The 14,432-nt window shown below is 59.6% G+C and carries 19 protein-coding genes and 1 pseudogene; 11 read left to right on the top strand and 9 right to left on the bottom strand.

The window, feature by feature from the left end; genetic code table 11:
- The first annotated feature begins 81 nt into the window (after positions 1-81).
- The 4 genes from gatC (at position 82) to K9B32_RS10015 (ending at position 2,690) form a co-directional block, all read left to right on the top strand.
- Positions 82-369: an Asp-tRNA(Asn)/Glu-tRNA(Gln) amidotransferase subunit GatC gene (gatC, locus tag K9B32_RS10000; RefSeq protein ID WP_224561734.1), complete on the top strand. Its 288-nt coding sequence runs from the start codon at positions 82-84 to the stop codon at positions 367-369.
- Positions 370-423: 54 nt separating this feature from the next.
- Positions 424-1,905, top strand: a complete 1,482-nt coding sequence (gatA, locus tag K9B32_RS10005) for an Asp-tRNA(Asn)/Glu-tRNA(Gln) amidotransferase subunit GatA (protein WP_224561735.1) — start codon at positions 424-426, stop codon at positions 1,903-1,905.
- 197 nt (positions 1,906-2,102) lie between these two features.
- The gene (locus K9B32_RS10010) at positions 2,103-2,390 is read left to right on the top strand and encodes an N-acetyltransferase (protein ID WP_318013323.1); all 288 of its coding nucleotides are present in this window, start codon (positions 2,103-2,105) and stop codon (positions 2,388-2,390) included.
- Positions 2,391-2,414: 24 nt separating this feature from the next.
- Complete coding sequence (locus K9B32_RS10015; protein ID WP_224561736.1) at positions 2,415-2,690, top strand: hypothetical protein; 276 nt, start codon at positions 2,415-2,417, stop codon at positions 2,688-2,690.
- A gap of 39 nt (positions 2,691-2,729) precedes the next feature.
- Here K9B32_RS10015 and K9B32_RS10020 read toward each other — a convergent pair whose 3' ends face one another.
- Positions 2,730-2,987: a YjhX family toxin gene (locus tag K9B32_RS10020; protein ID WP_224561737.1), complete on the bottom strand. Its 258-nt coding sequence runs from the start codon at positions 2,985-2,987 to the stop codon at positions 2,730-2,732.
- 293 nt (positions 2,988-3,280) lie between these two features.
- On the opposite strand from K9B32_RS10020, the gene K9B32_RS10025 reads away from it, so the two are divergent.
- Positions 3,281-3,787, top strand: coding sequence for a GNAT family N-acetyltransferase (locus K9B32_RS10025; protein ID WP_224561738.1), 507 nt, complete (start codon positions 3,281-3,283; stop codon positions 3,785-3,787).
- On the opposite strand, the gene K9B32_RS10030 is transcribed toward K9B32_RS10025, so the two are convergent.
- Entirely contained in the window at positions 3,779-4,093 is a 315-nt protein-coding gene (locus K9B32_RS10030; RefSeq protein ID WP_224561739.1) for a DUF1294 domain-containing protein, read from the bottom strand. The genes K9B32_RS10025 and K9B32_RS10030 overlap by 9 nt on opposite strands.
- A 139-nt stretch (positions 4,094-4,232) precedes the next feature.
- On the opposite strand from K9B32_RS10030, the gene gatB reads away from it, so the two are divergent.
- The 5 genes and pseudogenes from gatB to K9B32_RS10055 all read left to right on the top strand — a co-directional run bounded on the left by gatB (position 4,233) and on the right by K9B32_RS10055 (position 7,750).
- Positions 4,233-5,735 (top strand): Asp-tRNA(Asn)/Glu-tRNA(Gln) amidotransferase subunit GatB, encoded by a 1,503-nt coding sequence (gene gatB, locus K9B32_RS10035; protein WP_224561740.1) that lies wholly within the window; start codon positions 4,233-4,235, stop codon positions 5,733-5,735.
- Positions 5,736-5,739: 4 nt separating this feature from the next.
- The gene (locus tag K9B32_RS10040; RefSeq protein ID WP_224561741.1) at positions 5,740-6,243 is read left to right on the top strand and encodes a GNAT family N-acetyltransferase; all 504 of its coding nucleotides are present in this window, start codon (positions 5,740-5,742) and stop codon (positions 6,241-6,243) included.
- 13 nt (positions 6,244-6,256) lie between these two features.
- Positions 6,257-6,717: pseudogene (locus K9B32_RS10045) on the top strand (GNAT family N-acetyltransferase).
- A gap of 104 nt (positions 6,718-6,821) precedes the next feature.
- Positions 6,822-7,220: an NADH:ubiquinone oxidoreductase subunit NDUFA12 gene (locus K9B32_RS10050; protein WP_224561742.1), complete on the top strand. Its 399-nt coding sequence runs from the start codon at positions 6,822-6,824 to the stop codon at positions 7,218-7,220.
- A 104-nt stretch (positions 7,221-7,324) separates the two neighbouring features.
- A complete protein-coding gene (locus tag K9B32_RS10055; RefSeq protein WP_224561743.1) occupies positions 7,325-7,750 on the top strand; it encodes a DUF2155 domain-containing protein in 426 nt (141 codons plus the stop codon).
- Between the two features lie 3 nt (positions 7,751-7,753).
- Here K9B32_RS10055 and aat read toward each other — a convergent pair whose 3' ends face one another.
- From aat to K9B32_RS10080, 5 genes are all read right to left on the bottom strand, one after another.
- On the bottom strand, positions 7,754-8,368 hold the full coding sequence (gene aat, locus K9B32_RS10060; RefSeq protein ID WP_224561744.1) for a leucyl/phenylalanyl-tRNA--protein transferase: 615 nt from the start codon (positions 8,366-8,368) through the stop codon (positions 7,754-7,756).
- A gap of 6 nt (positions 8,369-8,374) precedes the next feature.
- On the bottom strand, positions 8,375-9,721 hold the full coding sequence (accC, locus tag K9B32_RS10065) for an acetyl-CoA carboxylase biotin carboxylase subunit (RefSeq protein WP_224561745.1): 1,347 nt from the start codon (positions 9,719-9,721) through the stop codon (positions 8,375-8,377).
- Between the two features lie 10 nt (positions 9,722-9,731).
- Positions 9,732-10,205: an acetyl-CoA carboxylase biotin carboxyl carrier protein gene (gene accB, locus K9B32_RS10070; protein WP_224561746.1), complete on the bottom strand. Its 474-nt coding sequence runs from the start codon at positions 10,203-10,205 to the stop codon at positions 9,732-9,734.
- 22 nt (positions 10,206-10,227) lie between these two features.
- A complete protein-coding gene (aroQ, locus tag K9B32_RS10075) occupies positions 10,228-10,665 on the bottom strand; it encodes a type II 3-dehydroquinate dehydratase (RefSeq protein WP_224561747.1) in 438 nt (145 codons plus the stop codon).
- 144 nt (positions 10,666-10,809) lie between these two features.
- On the bottom strand, positions 10,810-11,568 hold the full coding sequence (locus K9B32_RS10080) for a DsbA family protein (protein WP_224561748.1): 759 nt from the start codon (positions 11,566-11,568) through the stop codon (positions 10,810-10,812).
- A 210-nt stretch (positions 11,569-11,778) separates the two neighbouring features.
- Here K9B32_RS10080 and K9B32_RS10085 point away from each other — a divergent pair, with 210 nt between their 5' ends.
- The gene (locus K9B32_RS10085; RefSeq protein ID WP_224561749.1) at positions 11,779-12,936 is read left to right on the top strand and encodes a pyridoxal phosphate-dependent aminotransferase; all 1,158 of its coding nucleotides are present in this window, start codon (positions 11,779-11,781) and stop codon (positions 12,934-12,936) included.
- A gap of 89 nt (positions 12,937-13,025) precedes the next feature.
- On the opposite strand, the gene K9B32_RS10090 is transcribed toward K9B32_RS10085, so the two are convergent.
- Together K9B32_RS10090 and K9B32_RS10095 are read right to left on the bottom strand one after the other, a co-directional pair.
- Entirely contained in the window at positions 13,026-14,033 is a 1,008-nt protein-coding gene (locus K9B32_RS10090; RefSeq protein ID WP_224561750.1) for a ketopantoate reductase family protein, read from the bottom strand.
- Positions 14,034-14,103: 70 nt separating this feature from the next.
- Positions 14,104-14,319, bottom strand: coding sequence for a hypothetical protein (locus K9B32_RS10095; protein WP_037117532.1), 216 nt, complete (start codon positions 14,317-14,319; stop codon positions 14,104-14,106).
- Positions 14,320-14,432 lie beyond the last annotated feature (113 nt).

The following is a 14,432-nucleotide window of genomic DNA, read 5'->3' on the forward strand; positions in this document are numbered from 1 at the left end:
CGCAATCCAAATGCCATGCCCGTTGCGCACAGCGGGCATGGCCTTTATAGCGGGTAGGAAAAATCCCATCCGGAGAATGTTATGTCCGTCGACTTTACCACCGTTAAGCGCGTAGCGCGCCTTGCCCGTATTGCCGTCTCGGAAGAAGAGGCAAACCGCATGGTGGGCGAGCTGAATGGTATTCTCGGCTTCGTCGAGCAGCTCTCCGAGGTCGATGTCGAAGGCGTCGAGGCAATGACATCGGTCACTCCGATGGAGATGAAGAAGCGCACGGACGACGTGACCGACGGGAACAAGGCCGCCGACATCGTCTCGAATGCGCCTGTCACCGATCAGAATTTCTTCCTGGTACCCAAAGTCGTCGAATAAGGCTCTCGCTGCTTTCCGACCTCCGTTGCCATTCCAGATTTGAAGCGAATTACTATGAGCGAACTCACCAGCCTGACTATTGCCGAAGCCCGCACGAAGCTGCGCGCCAAGGAGATCAAAGCAACCGAACTGACCGAGGCCTATATCTCGGCAATCGAAGCGGCCAACGAAAAGCTCAATGCCTATATTAAGGTCACGCCCGAGAAGGCGCTGCAGATGGCGGAAGCCTCAGACGCGCGTCTCGCCGGCGGCAAGGGCGGTGCGCTCGAAGGCATCCCGCTCGGCATCAAGGACCTGTTCGCGACCGAAGGCATTCATACCCAAGCCTGCAGCCACATCCTGGATGGTTTCAAGCCGCACTACGAGTCGACCGTCACCCAGAACCTGTGGGACGACGGCGCCGTCATGCTCGGCAAGCTCAACATGGACGAGTTCGCGATGGGCTCTTCCAACGAAACCTCTTACTACGGCGCGGTGATCAATCCCTGGCGTTCGGCCGGCTCCAACCAGCAGCTGGTGCCAGGCGGTTCCTCCGGTGGCTCCGCAGCGGCCGTTGCAGCCCACCTTTGCGCCGGTGCGACGGCGACCGATACCGGCGGTTCGATCCGCCAGCCTGCAGCCTTCACCGGCACGGTCGGCATCAAGCCGACCTATGGCCGCTGCTCGCGCTGGGGCACGGTGGCTTTCGCCTCGTCTCTCGATCAGGCCGGCCCGATTGCGCGCGATGTGCGCGATGCCGCAATCCTACTGAGGTCGATGGCGTCGGTCGATCCCAAGGACACGACCTCCGTAGACCTGCCGGTTCCGGACTACGAGGCGGCACTCGGCCAGTCGCTGAAGGGCATGAAGATCGGCATTCCGAACGAATACCGCGTCGACGGCATGCCAGAGGAAATCGAAACCTTGTGGCAGCAGGGAATTGCCTGGCTGAGAGACGCAGGCGCCGAGATCGTCAACATCTCGCTGCCGCACACCAAATATGCGCTGCCGGCCTACTACATCGTCGCCCCCGCCGAAGCCTCGTCGAACCTCGCCCGCTACGACGGCGTCCGCTACGGCCTGCGTGTCGACGGCAAGGATATCGTCGACATGTACGAAAAGACGCGCGCCGCCGGCTTCGGCAAGGAAGTCAAGCGCCGCATCATGATCGGCACCTATGTTCTCTCGGCCGGCTACTACGACGCCTACTACATCAAGGCCCAGAAGGTTCGCACGCTCATCAAGCGCGATTTCGAACTGGCCTTCAATGCCGGTGTCGATGCGATCCTGACGCCCGCGACACCGTCGTCCGCCTTCGGCGTCGCCGACGAAAACCTTGCCTCCGATCCGGTCAAGATGTACCTGAACGACATCTTTACGGTGACGGTCAACATGGCCGGGCTGCCCGGCATCGCGGTTCCGGCCGGCCTAGATCACAAGGGCCTGCCGCTCGGCCTGCAGCTTATCGGCAAACCGTTCGACGAAGAAACGCTGTTCAAGACTGCGCATGTGATCGAGCAGGCCGCGGGCAGGTTCACGCCTACCAAGTGGTGGTAAGCGAGCTGACAATCCGGAAAATGACCGTCGCGACCATCACATGTCGGCGAAGTCGGTTTTGCGGCATGGAAATCCAGCGGCGCTGGCGAAGCTGGTTTCAACCGGGCTGACGTCATCGAAGGTGCCCGCAGAGCATTCTTCGACTATCCCGCTACAGCAAAGGGCGATGTCCCATCGTCGTTGAGTTCGAAGGTAGGATAGCCGGCTGGGGCGTCCGGGAAGACAAACCCAATTACATTTCTGACATCTGGATCGATCCCGCCTGCCAGGGCCGCGGCATCGGTTCCGCCCTAGTGTGCTACTTCATTGAACGCATTGCCGCTGGCGGCTTCAAAGTTGCAAAAATCCACACCCGCGCTACCAATGGCGGCGCCATCCGACTCTATGAGCGGGCCGGCTTCTCGATCGTCTGGCGCGGTAAGAAATTCGATGCGGAACTCGGCATTCCGCTCGAAAAGGTGCATCTGACGAAGCGTCTCGACTGAAGGCGCAATTTCGGGGGGAGGCCAATGGCTAAACAGGATCTTGCAGACATGATCGAAGCATTCGACCGTCTCGCGGCGGCGGGGTTCACCCTGGGCGACGAATGGCAGGCCGTGCATGCAATCTGCCAGGCGCATGAAGGCGAAGCGCCTTTCGATTGGGGTCATGCCATCTGCCATCGTATCGAAGGCGACGACTGGAATGCTGACTACTGGTATCGCCGTGCTGGCAAGCATCGCGGGAGCGGCTCGGTGGCCGAGGAATGGTCGGTGATGAAGGCGGAGCTTACCAAGCATTTTTGAACGAAAGCCGCGCGCCCAGGCGACGCGCGGCTCGGGTGGCTATCTGTTGTCCTGTTCGGCTCTTACGAGAACGAGTCCTCTTTCGGTAATCCGGTAAGGCTTGCCGCTCGAGGATTTGATGGCCCTCTTCTGCTTTAGCTTGCGAAACAGCTCGACGCCGAAGCCGGGATAGACCCAGCCGTCGCGGGTGAAGCACTTCACCGCCTCGATTTTCCGGTTGTCGTCGCGTTCGATTTCAATCCGGCCACCTTGGGCCAATAGGTGCAGGATGCGCTGCTCCGTGCGTGAAATATCCATGGAATGTTGATCCGGTCGTAGCGCCTTGAGGAGGCGCGTAAAAACGATCTGGCGTCCGATCGGACGTCAGGGCTTCGTTTTTTCGGGCCCGTGCGCGCAAGAAAAACCTGCGGGCAGGGGCCTCTACCGAGTCTGAGAAGACGAGTTCAACATGAGGTCGTCATATCCGCTGACCGCAATTTCGTCAAGTTTTGCAACCGATGGGGGTGTTGAATCGAGCCTCGCGCTCGAAACCCAAGGCTTTGATAACGCGGTGATTCGGTGTTTACTTCTGCGGAAACGCGGAGGGGCTATTGATCCACATTCGCAATGCCCGCGAAGGCGAAGCGGAGCTTTTGAGCGAGATCGGAATAAGGGCCTGGCAGAAGGCAATGGCATCCATCGGCGAAGGGGATGCCATGGTCGATGCCGCGCGAAGCGCGTTTTTCGATTTCGTTGCGGGTAGCTGGATCACCGTCACCGTCATCGAATGGAACGGGCATGCAGCAGGATGGGCGGCGCGCGAGACGCTCGACGAGAAAATCTCGGATTTCTGGATCGATCCTGCCTTCATCGGTCATGGTCTCGGCACGGCACTGTTGCAGGATATCGAGAAAGACATAGCAGCACAGGGCTTCGATACGGCGATGATGCAGACGCATTCCGGAAACTCCGAAGCCATCCGCTTCTTCCAGAAGCGTGGATACGCAATTCATTGGCTGTCGATTGCCTACAATCCCAAGCTCGACCGCGATGTCCCCTCAGTCGGTTTGTCAAAGGCTCTGGAATCGGCGGACGACGGCACGTACGGCCTAGTCTAGCAGCGTGCCGTCCAACACGTCGTAGCCGAGGGCGCCTGATAAAAGAAGCGCGGTCAGCATATGAAACATGACAATGGCCCTAAGGATCGATCGGAACGGTTCTTTCTGCGTCTTGTGACGTAGGAGCCTTTGCGCGCAAACCGCACCCAGGCTGCCACCGACGAATGCGAGCGTCAGCAAGGTTTTCTCGCTGATCCGGCGCTGATGATGGCGAGCGGCCTGCTTGTCGAGGAAATAGATCGAGTACACGAAGGCATTGAGTGCCAGGAAGAGCCCGATGATCATAAGAATATCAGTCGCCGTCATGTGCGCGACGCTAACGACATTGCGTTAACACACCCCAAACCGGCTGGCCCGCCCAACGGGACAGCCGAAAGCCTTGCACCGGCAAGCCATTTCCGTTACCTCACCAGTTGAAAAGAACAGCCTCAAAAAGAGCATCCCAATGACCATTGTCGACGTTCGCACGCCTGATCCGAAACGCTTCATTCCCGGCGCCACTGGCGATTGGGAAGTCATCATCGGCATGGAAGTTCATGCACAGGTGCTGTCGAATTCGAAGCTGTTCTCGGGCGCGGCAACGGAATTCGGCAAGCCGCAGAATTCCAACGTGTCGCTCGTCGATGCGGCCATGCCCGGCATGCTGCCCGTCATCAACGAGGAATGCGTCAGGCAGGCCGTCCGCACCGGTCTTGGCCTGAAGGCGCAGATCAACAAGCGCTCGCTCTTCGACCGCAAGAACTATTTCTATCCCGACCTGCCGCAGGGCTATCAGATTTCACAGTTCAAGGATCCAATCGTCGGCGAAGGCAAGATCGTCATCTCGCTCGGCCCGGATCGTCAGGGCCAGTTCGAGGACATCGAGATCGGCATCGAGCGGCTGCACCTGGAGCAGGACGCCGGCAAGTCGCTGCACGACCAGCACGCCACCATGTCCTATGTCGACCTGAACCGCTCGGGCGTCGCGCTGATGGAGATCGTCTCCAAGCCGGACATGCGTTCGTCGGATGAAGCCAAGGCCTACATGACGAAATTGCGCTCGATCGTGCGCTATCTCGGCACCTGCGACGGCAACATGGACGAGGGCTCCATGCGCGCCGACGTCAACGTCTCCGTCCGTCGCCCGGGCGAAGGCTTTGGCACCCGTTGCGAGATCAAGAACGTCAACTCCATCCGCTTCATCGGCCAGGCGATCGAATATGAAGCCCGACGCCAGATCGGCATCCTGGAAGATGGTGGCGCGATTGAGCAGGAAACCCGTCTCTTCGACCCGAATAAGGGCGAGACGCGTTCGATGCGCTCGAAAGAAGACGCGCACGATTACCGCTACTTCCCAGACCCGGATCTTTTGCCACTCGAGTTTGACGATGCGTTCGTCAAGGCGCTGGAAGCCGACCTTCCGGAATTGCCCGACGACAAGAAGGAGCGCTTCGTGCGCGAACTCGGTCTCTCGGTCTACGACGCTTCCGTTCTGGTCTCGGAAAAGGCGATCGCCGACTATTTCGAAGCCGTGGCCGAAGGTCGCGACGGCAAGGCAGCCGCCAACTGGGTCATCAACGATCTGCTCGGTGCCTTGAACCGGACAGGCAAAAGCATCGAGGAGACGCCTGTCTCGCCGGCGCAACTCGGCGCAATCATTGATCTTATCAGGGCGGAGACTATTTCAGGAAAGATCGCGAAGGACCTGTTCGAAATCGTGCTGAACGAAGGCGGCGATCCTGCCGAGATCGTCGAAGTCAGGGGCATGAAGCAGGTGACCGATACTGGCGCGATCGAGAAGGCGGTCGACGAGATCATCGCCGCCAACCCGGATCAGGTCGCCAAGGTCCAGGCCAAGCCGACACTTGCCGGCTGGTTCGTCGGTCAGGTGATGAAGGCGACCGGCGGCAAGGCAAACCCGCAGGCAGTCCAGGCTCTGGTCAAGGCGAAGCTCGGCATCGAGGAGTAAGACCGTGTATTTCGTGCGCACCGCCAGCGAGGGTGATCTAAGCAAGATGCGCACCTTGCTGGATGAGGGCTTTCGCGCGACCTATGCTGGCCTCTATGGCGAAGCGAAGGTAGCCGAGCTCATTGCGCATCTGTTTTCGCCGGCGGCGCTGCAGGCGCGGCTGGCGAAGAAGAATGCCGAGTTCCTCGTTGCCGATAACGGCAAGGATATCGGCGGTATCGGTTACGCCGCCATGTCGGATGAAATGACGAAGACGGTCATGCTGCATCTGCTCTATGTCCGTCCGCCGCTGCATCGCCAGGGGATTGGTCGTGAAATCTTTGCCGAGCTGGAAACCTGCTTTCCCGACGCCGAGATCATGCGCCTCGAGGTAGAGCCACGGAACACGACGGCAATCGCCTTCTATCACGCTCATGGCTTCGAGGATGTCGGCCGCAACGAAAATGACGGGCCGGGACAATCCGGCATACCGACGCTGATCCTCGAAAAACCTCTCGAACAGCGCTAGCTTTAGTGTGACCATGAGCCAAACCATCATTCGCGAGGCGGGCAGCGCCGACGTGGCGGCACTCGTTGCCATCTTTGCTGGGATGAACTCGGCGGTCACGGCGATACGACGGCGCCTGAGGCCTTCGGCGACTATCTCCGGGCTTTCGAGTGGGTCGCCTCATCACGCGACCAGACGCTCTACGTCGCCGAACGCGAAGGGCAGGTCGTCGGCACGTTCCAGACGATGATCGTGACGACGCTGGTTGGCAGGGGCTCGTCCTCGATGATCATCGAGGCGGTGCAGACGCGGGGCGACATGCGAGGACAAGGTATCGGCACCCTGATGATCGAGTTTGCCATCGCGGAGGCAAAACGTCGCGGTCTTCGGCTCGTGCAACTGACCTCGAACGCCAGCCGCAAGGATGCGCACCGTTTCTATGAGCGACTGGGCTTCAAGCAATCGCATCTCGGCTTCAAGATGGCGCTGAAATGAACCGGTGTGGCGCCGGAATCACTGGACAATGTGGATCGCTGGCGGCATAAGCGAGGGATCAAATTCTGGTCCCGCTCGCCGTCCGGCTAGCTCAAGGAAAAGACATGAAGAATCTCCTCGTGCAAATCTTCACCTGGTGGAACGGTCAGACGATCGGTACGCGCTTTGCGACCTGGCGTTTCGGCAAGCGCGTCGGTGAAGACGAATTGGGCAACATTTATTACGAAGGCGGCATGTCGTCCTACGGCCTGCCGAAGCGTTGGGTGATCTATAAGGGCTATGCCGAGGCCTCCGCAATTCCACCGGGCTGGCACGGCTGGATGCATCACCGCACGAACGTTCCGCCGAGCCAGGAAAACTACGTCGCCAAGGAATGGCAGAAGCCGCATCGCGCAAACCCGACGGGTTCGCCGCAGGCTTATCGCCCGCCTGGATCATTGGTCGTTCCTGGCGAGCGTCCGCGGGTTACGGGCGACTACGATGCCTGGACGCCTGGCAACTGAGCAGGCCACGCCGGCCCCGCTTTTGGCCACAATTGACCATTACCCGCAGAATGGCCGCAGCGATTGCGGCCTTCGATCTTAAGATGCTGTGGAGACGGGCAGATATGAAGCTTTTCACGCGGAAGAATCTCCTGCGTTCCGCCGGGCTCTCCCTGGCGCTTGGCCTTCTGCCGCAGGTCGCCTCCGCTGCGCGCATCGAGAACTCGGTCGCTGTTTTCTCCGGCCTCGACAAGATCACCGGCCGCATCACGACGTTCGATGTCTATGTCAACGAGACCGTGCAGTTCGGCGCGCTGCAGGTGACACCTAAGGCCTGCTATTCGCGCGATCAGGCCGAAGCGCAGAAGATAGATGGTTTTGTGGAAGTCGACGAGATTACGCTCGACCGCAAGATCCGCCGCATCTTCACCGGCTGGATGTTTGCCGATAGCCCCGGCCTCAATGCCGTCGAGCATCCGATCTATGACGTCTGGCTGAAGGACTGCAAGCAGAACTCGGACGTGCCCGCGCCCGACAGGGCAGCCAACTAATTCTCAGAATTCCAGGTGCGGCGATTCCATTGCTGCCGCGAGTATGTGAGCGTACTCCTCCTTGGGAACATCGATGGCTCCGAAAGTCTTTAGGTGCTCGGTCGTAAACTGTGTATCGAGCAGGGTAAACCCCTTGGTCCGAAGCCGTTCCACGAGTTGAACGAGGCAGATCTTCGAAGCGTCCGTCCGCCGTGAGAACATGCTTTCGCCGAAGAACGCCGAACCCAGCGACACTCCGTATAATCCGCCGACAAGCTCGTCACCGTCCCATGCCTCGACCGAGTGCGCGTGGCCGATGCGATGCAGCGTGGAATAAAGCGTCTTGATCGTTTGATTGATCCAGGTGCTCGGCCTGTCCCCGGTCTCCGCCGCACAGGCTGCGATCACCGCATCGAAATCGTAGTTGAAGCGGATGTCGAAAGGCTTGCGTCGGATCGTCTTGGCGAGGCTTTTGGAAACGTGGAATCCATCAAGCGGCAGCACGCCGCGAAGATCGGGCTCGACCCAGAATATCTCTGGGTCATCAGCCGATTCGGCCATCGGAAAGAGACCGATAGAGTAGGCGCGCAGGAGGATTTCTGGTGTTATGCCTGGAGACTTCCTGCGCGATCCTGCCATTCTCTGTTACGCCGGTTTTTTGGCCAGATAGTTTTCCAGCCAATGGATATCATAGTCGCCGTTGGCGATGTCTTGATTGTCCACCAGATCTTGGAACAACGGAAGCGTGGTCTTGATGCCGTCCACGACAAACTCGTCCAGCGCGCGACGCAGACGCATCATGCATTCGACACGCGTGCGACCGAATACGATGAGCTTGCCGATGAGGCTGTCATAGTAAGGCGGGATCTTGTAGCCCTGGTAGGCGCCGCTATCGACGCGAACCCCAAGACCACCCGGCGCATGGAAGTGCGTGATGGTGCCCGGGGAGGGCACGAACGTACGCGCGTCCTCGGCGTTGATGCGGCACTCGATGGCATGGCCGTGGAAGTTGATCTCTTCCTGCCTGACGGAGAGCCCGCCGCCGGAAGCAACGCGAATCTGCTCGTGAACCAGATCGATGCCGGTAATTGCCTCGGTAATCGGATGTTCCACCTGCAGACGGGTGTTCATTTCGATGAAATAGAACTCGCCGTTCTCGTACAGGAACTCGATCGTGCCGGCGCCGCGATACTTCAGCTTTTTCATGGCATCGGCGCAGACCTGGCCGATCTTCATTCGCTGCTCGACGTTGAGGGCCGGGGAGTTGGCTTCTTCCCAGACCTTCTGGTGGCGACGCTGCAGCGAGCAATCGCGTTCGCCGAGATGGATCGCATTGCCTTCGCCATCGCCGAACACCTGGATTTCGATGTGGCGCGGCTTGCCGAGGTACTTTTCCATGTAGACGGCATCGTTGCCGAAAGCGGCTGCCGCTTCGGTGCGGGCCGTCGACCAGGCTTCGATCAGGTCGGCCTCGGACTTGGCAACCTTCATCCCACGGCCGCCGCCGCCGGCGGTTGCCTTGATCAGCACCGGATAGCCGATTTCAGCAGCAGTCCGCAGCGCTTCTTCCTCGGTCTTCACTTCGCCATCGGAGCCCGGAACGACGGGGATACCAAGTTCTTGGGCGGTCGTCTTGGCGGTGATCTTGTCGCCCATAAGGCGGATATGTTCCGCCGTCGGACCGATGAACGTGATGCCGTGCGCTTCCAGTATTTCCGCAAACTTGGCGTTTTCGGACAGGAAGCCGTAGCCCGGATGCACGGCATCGGCGCCCGTGATCTCGCAGGCGGCCACGATCTGATGAATGTTCAGATAGCTTTCGCGCGAGGGCGGCGGGCCGATGCAGACGCTTTCGTCGGCCAGGCGCACATGCATGGCATCGGCGTCGGCAGTCGAATGAACTACGACGCAGGGAATGCCGAGCTCCTTGCATGCGCGCAGCACGCGAAGCGCGATTTCCCCGCGATTGGCGATGAGGATTTTCGAGACCATGACGCTCGCCTTATTCGATGACGACGAGGGCTTGGCCGTATTCGACGGGGCTTCCGTCCTCGACGAGGATTTCGGTGACCTTGCCGGACTTCGGCGAAGGGATCTGATTCATGGTCTTCATCGCTTCGATGATGATCAGCGTCTGGCCTTCCTTGACGGTGGCGCCGAGCTCGATGAAGGGACGTGCACCCGGAGCCGGAGCCATATAGGCCGTTCCGACCATCGGGGCGCTGACGGTGTTGGCAGGGTTGCGCGCGGGCACCGCAGGCGCCGCGGCGGCGGCCGGAGCTGCAGCGACCGGCGCTGCAGCGGCAAATGCAGGCGCAGCAATCGGAGCCTGAACGTACTGGGTGTTGCCGGCGCGTGAAACGCGAATGCGCAGATCGTCCTGCTCGACTTCGATTTCCGTCAGATCCGTGTCGTTGAGGATGTTCGCGAGGTCGCGGATCAGCGCCTGGTCGATACCGTTTTTCTTCTCAGCCATGAGTGTTTGCCCTGTGTTCTTCTTATGCCGTGAGACTCTTCAGCGCATGCAGCGCCAGAATATAGCTATGGGGCCCGAAGCCGCAGATGACGCCCTTAACCGCAGGCGCAATCATCGACTTGTGGCGGAATTCTTCTCGCGCGTGAACGTTGGAGATATGAAGCTCTACCACCGGAATGGAAATAGCGCGAATTGCGTCGTGGAGCGCGACCGACGTATGCGTGTAGGCTCCGGCGTTGATCGCCACGCCAACGGCCTTGTCGTTCGCTTCGTGAAACCAGTCGACGAGCGTACCTTCGTGATTGCTCTGGCGAAAATCGATATCGAAGCCGTGCTCACGCCCAGCCGCCTTGCAATCCGCCTCGATATCCTGAAGCGTCTTGCCCCCATAGATGCCCGGCTCTCTTTTGCCGAGCATGTTCAAGTTGGGCCCGTTCAGGACGAATATCGTTTGCGTCATCGAGTGTTCCATCAAGTGCGAGACGGCAACCTATAGACTCCCAACGAACCTAATGAAAGCCCTTTGGGAAACGCAGCCGGAATCGCGCCACATTTGTCCACATGGCTGAAACGCTTCGATTTTGGCGATTTGATGGGCGCCGTCTCAGCAACTGGTCTTGCCGCAGGCGCGCATGTTCTTGACCTTGGCCTCAAGGTCGTCGAAGCCAACCGCGCCCTGAACCAGTTCGTTGCCGATCACGTAGGACGGCGTACCAGTGATGCCGAGGCTCTGGGCAAGTTGATAGGTCTCCTTCACGGAGGCATCGCTGGAGCTCTTGGTCATCTCGTCACGGATTTGCTTTTCGCTGACGCCAAGCGACCCGGCGACTTCAATTGCGCTCGCTTCGTCGGCGCGGCCATCACTGCTGAGAAGCGCGATATGGAACTCGCTATACTTTTCCGGCGCCAGCTTGCGGAATGCATCGGAGACCTTGTGGGCGGCGACCGATTCCGGGCCGAGGATCGGGAATTCCTTGAGCACGAAGCGGACATTCTTGTCCTTTTCGAGCATCGTCCGCATATCGGAAAGTGCGTGTCGGCAATAGCCGCAATTATAATCGAAGAACTCGACGATCGTGATGTCGCCCTTCGGGTTGCCGATCGTCATGTCATACTTCGAATCGAAGATCGTCGACTTGTTATCAGCAATCACTGCATTGGCTTTGACGAGGCGCGCCTGCTCCTGCTTCTTCTGCAGGGCATCCTGAACATCCAGCATGATCTCCGGATTTTCGATCAGATACTGCTTGATGAACTCGCCGAACTCCTTCTTCTGCGCTTCATCGAGCGCCGCTGCCGGGTAGGCCGTTGCCACCGAGGCAGTCAGCGCCAGTGCGGTGAAGATTTTCGGAAGTATGGCCATTATATCCTCGTTATCAGCAGTTCGTATGCATCGTTCTAGGCGCCGGATAACACTGCCCGGTTAACGGCGGAACTCAGATCCCGTCAAATTATGGTGCGTCCGGTCGTCTTCAAACAGGAATTTTCGCATCCGCTGTTCAATCGCGGGATTGTGATGATCCGATTATTGCGGCAATTGTCTGGCCGCAAGCAAAGTTAGAGAGAAGCGACCTTGTTTTCCATTTCCCAACGCAGCGAAGTCGAGCCCTTTCATGCCATGGATGTTCTGGCCGAAGCGACAAAGCGGCGAGCGAGCGGTCACCCGGTTATTTCCATGGCTGTCGGACAGCCCTCCCATCCGGCGCCACGCGCTGCTCTGGAGGCCGCACAGGCGGCGCTCGTCGAGGGCAGGATCGGCTATACGGACGCGCTCGGCACGGCGAGGCTGAAACATGCGCTGGCCGGGCACTATCGCAACCGTCACGGGCTGGAAATCGATCCAGCGCGCATCGCGATAACCACCGGTTCTTCCGCCGGCTTCAACCTTGCCTTTCTCTCGCTGTTTGATGCCGGAGACGCGGTCGCCATCGCCCGGCCGGGCTATCCTGCCTACCGCAACATTCTCGGGGCTCTTGGGCTTAGGGTGATCGAGGTACCGGTGATTGCCGACACGCATTTCACGTTAACACCCGAGAGCCTGGAGGCTGCCCAAACTGCAAACAACGTCAGACTGAAGGGCGTGCTGCTGGCGAGCCCCGCCAACCCCACTGGCACGGTGACCGGTCGCCAGGGGCTGAAGGCGTTGGCCGACTATTGCGCGGCGAATTCGATCGCGTTCATTTCAGACGAAATCTATCACGGGCTGACTTTTGCCGGCGAAGAGACCAGCACGCTGGAATTGACCGACGAGGCGATCGTCATCAACTCCTTCTCCAAATATTATTGCATGACCGGCTGGCGCATCGGCTGGATGGTGCTGCCCGAGCGGCTGGTGCGCCCCATCGAGCGTGTCGCGCAAAGCCTCTACATCTCGCCGCCCGAACTCTCGCAGATCGCTGCGACAGCAGCGCTCAGCGCGACCGCGGAACTCGAAGTCTATAAGGCAAGCTACGCCGCCAACCGCGAGTTTCTGCTGAAGCGTCTGCCGGAAATCGGCCTGTCCATTGCCTCGCCGATGGATGGTGCCTTTTATGCCTATGTCGACGTAACGCGCTTCACCAATGACAGCATGGCGTTCGCCAAACGGATGCTGGCAGAGATCAACGTCGCCGCGACGCCGGGTCTGGATTTTGATCCGCTGGAAGGCAATAGGTCGATGCGCATGTCCTACGCCGGCTCCGAGGCAGAGATCGTTGAAGCAGTCGAGCGCATTGCAGCGTGGTTGCAATAATTCTATGTCATAGGCGGTTGTGGAGGCTTCCTAAATCAATTTCGGAGCGGCTCACTAGAAGGCAGCAAGCCGCTCGACCCTTCGCGCACTCACGTCACCGGTCGGCAATTCTCCCGGTCAAGCTGCGACACCAGCGCCAGGATCGTTTCGGAAACCGGTGTCGGCGTTGCGGTCAGGCGGCCCAGCGAAACGACCATTCCCACCAGCGGCGTAATCTCCAGCGACTTCCCCGCCAGGAGGTCTTGCAGCATGGAGGTGCGAACCGGCCCGATTTGCCGGGCCTGTTCCAGTCGCTGCTCGATGGACATCCCGACATTCGCGCCAAGTGCCTCTCCAACAGCCTTTACCTCCTTCATAACCTTGCCGATCTGATCGGTGATCGCGGCATCCGCCATCAGATCGGACATCAATGATCGCGTCAGCGCGCTGATCGGGTTGAAGGAGGCGTTGCCCATCAGCTTGCTCCAGATATCGTCGCGGATGCGGCTCGAGAGTCTCACACCGATATCGGCGCGCTGCAGGAGCGCTTCGATGTCGCGCAAATCTGCAGTGATCTCGCCGGACGGCTCGCCGAGAATAAAGTGGCCTTTGTTGCTGAGCCTGATCTCGCCGGGCTTGCTGACTTCTGCGCCCTGGTGGGCAACGCAGCCGATCACGCGCTGCGGACCGACAAGGCGCCAAAGCTTGCCGTCCTCATCGAGCTCGTCGAACTGCCGTTCCGCATGCCCGCTGTCCTGGTCGCGATGAAAATACCACCACGGAATGCCGTTGAGGATCATCATGACGCGTGTGCTATCTTTCAGCAGATGGCCGATCCCCTCTGCGGCGGCGCTGAGCTGATGGCCCTTCAGCCCGGTGATGACGAGATCCTGCGGCGGCAGTTCCCTCGGATCGTCGGTAGCTGTCAGATTGACGGTGACGGGTGCTTCTGCGCCGGCTTCAATGAGACGCAACCCATCGCTCCGGATGGCCGCGAGATGAGCGCCGCGGGCAACGACCGAAACCGTTGCCTCTGCGCCGAGCGATAAGGCAAGCTTGGCGGCGATGGCGCCGCCGAGTGCACCGGCGCCGAAGATGCAGATATTCTTGAGGGACATGCGATGATCTTTCCGCGATTGGTGGGTCGCGCAGAACTTAGGTCATCGCTTCCTCAAGGCGAATGATTTTTTAGTGACCGCTGCCGGGAAGAAGCTCGTTGCGGCGAAGCTCGTCGATGGCTGCCACCGCATCTTCCGCAGACCAGCCCGCGCGAATGGCGGCGCCGATCATCCGGACCTCGGCCTCCTCTTCGATCTTGAGGAACAGCGGTTCAAGGGCCTCTTGGGCGGTAAGAATATGCTCGTTTGGAGGGGTAACTGACTGGCGGGTGGCGGGCGTAGGCATCTGCACGGTACTCCTCTCTCTGGCAGGGGATGATTCAAAATAAAGCGCGAGGGCAAAAAAGGTTCCGGATAAAGTTTCAAGAGGGTGTCATCTTGTTCTTTCGCCCCGGCTCT

The organism is Rhizobium sp. 3T7, assembly GCF_020166565.1.
GTDB lineage: Bacteria > Pseudomonadota > Alphaproteobacteria > Rhizobiales > Rhizobiaceae > Rhizobium.

What these genes read in the sequence shown, in the direction of transcription:
- K9B32_RS10020 (WP_224561737.1), bottom strand. Translation starts at nt 2,987, where the DNA reads ATGGATATTTCACGCACGGAGCAGCGCATCCTGCACCTATTGGCCCAA.
- K9B32_RS10015 (WP_224561736.1), top strand. Translation starts at nt 2,415, where the DNA reads ATGGCTAAACAGGATCTTGCAGACATGATCGAAGCATTCGACCGTCTC.
- K9B32_RS10080 (WP_224561748.1), bottom strand. Translation starts at nt 11,568, where the DNA reads ATGGCCATACTTCCGAAAATCTTCACCGCACTGGCGCTGACTGCCTCG.
- K9B32_RS10055 (WP_224561743.1), top strand. Translation starts at nt 7,325, where the DNA reads ATGAAGCTTTTCACGCGGAAGAATCTCCTGCGTTCCGCCGGGCTCTCC.
- gatB (WP_224561740.1), top strand. Translation starts at nt 4,233, where the DNA reads ATGACCATTGTCGACGTTCGCACGCCTGATCCGAAACGCTTCATTCCC.
- K9B32_RS10050 (WP_224561742.1), top strand. Translation starts at nt 6,822, where the DNA reads ATGAAGAATCTCCTCGTGCAAATCTTCACCTGGTGGAACGGTCAGACG.
- aat (WP_224561744.1), bottom strand. Translation starts at nt 8,368, where the DNA reads ATGGCAGGATCGCGCAGGAAGTCTCCAGGCATAACACCAGAAATCCTC.
- K9B32_RS10030 (WP_224561739.1), bottom strand. Translation starts at nt 4,093, where the DNA reads ATGACGGCGACTGATATTCTTATGATCATCGGGCTCTTCCTGGCACTC.
- accB (WP_224561746.1), bottom strand. Translation starts at nt 10,205, where the DNA reads ATGGCTGAGAAGAAAAACGGTATCGACCAGGCGCTGATCCGCGACCTC.
- aroQ (WP_224561747.1), bottom strand. Translation starts at nt 10,665, where the DNA reads ATGACGCAAACGATATTCGTCCTGAACGGGCCCAACTTGAACATGCTC.
- gatA (WP_224561735.1), top strand. Translation starts at nt 424, where the DNA reads ATGAGCGAACTCACCAGCCTGACTATTGCCGAAGCCCGCACGAAGCTG.
- K9B32_RS10090 (WP_224561750.1), bottom strand. Translation starts at nt 14,033, where the DNA reads ATGTCCCTCAAGAATATCTGCATCTTCGGCGCCGGTGCACTCGGCGGC.
- K9B32_RS10095 (WP_037117532.1), bottom strand. Translation starts at nt 14,319, where the DNA reads ATGCCTACGCCCGCCACCCGCCAGTCAGTTACCCCTCCAAACGAGCAT.
- accC (WP_224561745.1), bottom strand. Translation starts at nt 9,721, where the DNA reads ATGGTCTCGAAAATCCTCATCGCCAATCGCGGGGAAATCGCGCTTCGC.
- gatC (WP_224561734.1), top strand. Translation starts at nt 82, where the DNA reads ATGTCCGTCGACTTTACCACCGTTAAGCGCGTAGCGCGCCTTGCCCGT.